The following is a 3,075-nucleotide window of genomic DNA, read 5'->3' as shown; positions in this document are numbered from 1 at the left end:
GACGTTATCACCAATAACACTGATGTCATTACAGGTGCGGATCAAGCCCGTGTCTGGTTTGGCAGCTTTGTCATTGGCGGTATGGTCGCTGAGAGAGCTTCGGAGCATGTCGACCGTCGGATCGATGGAGCAATGGCCTGGTATGACAACTTTCAGGCCCGAACCACTAATAAGCGAAACGAGTATAAGTCGGATCGATAAAAAAGCTAAGGCCCCACAAGGGCTTTAGTTTTTCTAAAAGGAAAGTCATGGAGATTCCGAATTACCCGCCTAACAAGAAGCTAGATCAAAATAGAAGGATTCAAGATAAAAACATCAAGCGCGTTACTTCGGATGACCCCATCCGGCGAAAGAAGTCTCTGAGCCACAGGTTTCGTGAGAACTTCGTAGCAGGAGATGCCAAGAGCGCGGTTGATTTCGTCATATTTGATGTGATGATGCCAGCTGTGAAAGATGCCGCTGTTGAGATCACCAGTCAGTTCTTTGAGAAACTGATATTTGGCGATTCAAGGCGTAGACGTAGTGGGTCGACAACTCCGCAATCAGGCCCAACCGGTGTTGTAAGTTACAACCGGTACTACATGGGTAATCCACAATCGTCACCTCAAAGGACAATGAGTCGTCGAGCTCGTGCAACGCATGACTTCGATGACATTGTTTTGCCAGCACGTGGAGAAGCGGAGAATGTTATCGATCAAATGTATGAGGTGGTGAGTCAGTATGGGCGCATTACGGTTGCTGATCTATATGCAATGGTTGGCGTTACCAGCACATACGTTGATGAGAGCTGGGGATGGGTGGACCTTAGAGGTTCGGGGGTCACGAGAATTAGAGACGGTTATCTTCTTGATCTCCCCCAACCTATTTCACTCGATTAAACTATGACCAACATTCATCAGATGCGTGATGCTGTAAAAGCGATGTACCCAAACGAGAATTGGGCTGTACAAGTTGATCGAATGGCTGACGATCAAGTAATCGCGATATATCTGAAGAATTTGGAAGACCCAAACCCATTGCCTCAGAAGGAACAGCCGCCTCAACAAGGTAGATTATTTTAAGGAGATTATGATGTCGTTTTCAGGGGCACTCGCCCGAACCATGCTAAAACTGGATAAGAATTCGCCTGCGATCTTATTCGGTGCAGGAGTCGTAGGTGTTGTTGGCAGTACAGTCTTGGCGTGCAAGGCTACTTTGAAGCTCGAAGAAGTCTTGGACGAAGGAGCGGACAAGCTGAATACCGCTCGCACGCTTGAGCATCGTGAGTATACCGAAGCTGATCGTGTAAACGACGTGAGGATCATCAAGATCCAGACTGGTGTGAAGATCGCAAAGCTTTATGCTCCGGCGATTGGTCTGGGAGTTGTGTCCATTGCAGCACTGACAAAGTCCCACGATATTCTGTCCAAGCGAAACGCGGCTTTGATGGCAGCCTACAAGGCCTTGGACGAAGGGTTTAAGAAATATCGTCAGAGAGTAGTTGAGAAGTACGGAGAGGATGAAGATCGTAACTTTCGCTACGGTACCCAGGAGGTTGCCGTTCTCGACGACAAAGGAAAAGAGCAGTCGACTTGGCGCGTTAGTGACGATGTACCTTCAATTTATGCTCGTTTCTTTGATCAGACATCTACGTCGTGGTCGAAAGAACCAGAGTATAATCGCATATTTCTCAACTGTCAGCAGAACTATGCAAACGATCTTCTCAGATCCCGTGGCCATGTCTTTCTGAATGAAGTCTATGACATGCTTGGAGTTCCGAGGAGTAAGGCCGGTTCTGTGGTTGGCTGGATCCTTGCCGATCAGAATGAGAACTACGTTGATTTCGGTATATTTGACGATGATCGACAGATCATTCGAGATTTCGTAAACGGTAAGGAAGGTTCGATCCTTCTGGATTTCAACGTTGACGGGGTCATTTATGACTTGCTCAATCGAGACAAGGTGGAGGAGAAGCTGTCATGGCAACTGAGCAGCTAGCAGAGCAGGCAGCTGAAGGTCTCGATGAGGTCGCTGTCACAGTCGAGAAAGTCGCAGATGCAACTCGTCGTATAACGGGACGGGATGTGTCGTTTCTTTCTATTGGATTCAGCGTAGGAGTTGCAGCAGGATTTGCAGCCGGTTTCTATATTGCCGAGCATCGTCTCAAGACCAAGTACTCAAAGTTGGCTTTTGAGGAGATTTCTCGGATTCGGGAACACTACTACGGTGAAAACAAGAAGCAATTCCCTGATCAGGACAAGCCCCCGATCGATGAAGTAGTTATCGAGGAACGCCCTCGTCCTACTCGTCCATCGGTTCCTGTCTCAGAGCCTAGGCGAGAAAACGTCTTTCAGGGTACTGAGCCAGGCGAAGAATGGAACTATCAGAAAGAGATCAGTATGCGGACAAAGGATGCTCCGTATATTATCCATCTCGATGAGTTTCGTGAGAATACCGTAGAGCACGATCAGGTTACCTATACCTATTACGAATCAGATGATGTCGTGTCCGACTCAAGAGATCAGAAGATTGAAGAACCTCTTGATGAAACGTTTGGTTTGGGTAACCTATTGAAATGGGGTCATGGATCCAACGATAGTAACATTGTGTATATTCGCAATGAACGACTTGGATTGGATTTCGAGATCCTTCGAGATCGTGGAAGTTATGCTGAGCAAGTAAGCGGTGTCATTCGTCACTCGGCCAGTAGACAACGGACCCATAGGACGAGACGGCGATTCGACGATGAGCAGGACTGAACAGGCATATTTCAGATGGCTTGTTCACCAATCTCATCTTGAAGAAACGTGGCAGAAACGATATCTTGGGTTGTTCAACGAAATGCACCACAAGGAATTCGTCTGGCTAGTACCGCACGATGACAATCGTATAGCAGACGGATTCGAGCTCCGGTACGAGTTCTTGGACGGGCGTCACCATACATTTCCATTTGGAGTCTCATTTTTGGAAGTGTTGGTGGCGCTCTCTCGACGAGTGGCGTTTAATGCCGGTGGTGAGCCTGAGTGGTGGGCATGGAAGCTGATTGAGAACATCGGTCTCGACAAAGTCGAAGGCATTGAACTGAGTCCGGTCGAC

General features: G+C 47.9%; 4 protein-coding genes. All 4 read left to right on the top strand.

Features of this window, described 5'->3' with window-relative positions; translation table 11 throughout:
- Positions 1–201: hypothetical protein (locus VH187_RS17775; protein ID WP_329702790.1), on the top strand; the 201-nt coding region annotated here is incomplete at its 5' end.
- A 47-nt stretch (positions 202–248) separates the two neighbouring features.
- Positions 249–878 (top strand): hypothetical protein, encoded by a 630-nt coding sequence (locus VH187_RS17770; RefSeq protein ID WP_329702789.1) that lies wholly within the window; start codon positions 249–251, stop codon positions 876–878.
- Between the two features lie 190 nt (positions 879–1,068).
- On the top strand, positions 1,069–1,977 hold the full coding sequence (locus VH187_RS17765; RefSeq protein WP_329702788.1) for a DUF6353 family protein: 909 nt from the start codon (positions 1,069–1,071) through the stop codon (positions 1,975–1,977).
- A complete protein-coding gene (locus tag VH187_RS17760; RefSeq protein WP_329702787.1) occupies positions 1,959–2,738 on the top strand; it encodes a hypothetical protein in 780 nt (259 codons plus the stop codon). The genes VH187_RS17765 and VH187_RS17760 overlap by 19 nt, the downstream gene beginning before the upstream one ends.
- Positions 2,739–3,075 lie beyond the last annotated feature (337 nt).

Source organism: Scandinavium sp. (genome assembly GCF_036271055.1).
Taxonomy (GTDB): domain Bacteria; phylum Pseudomonadota; class Gammaproteobacteria; order Enterobacterales; family Enterobacteriaceae; genus Scandinavium.
This window is presented reverse-complemented; position numbering and strand designations above follow the sequence as displayed.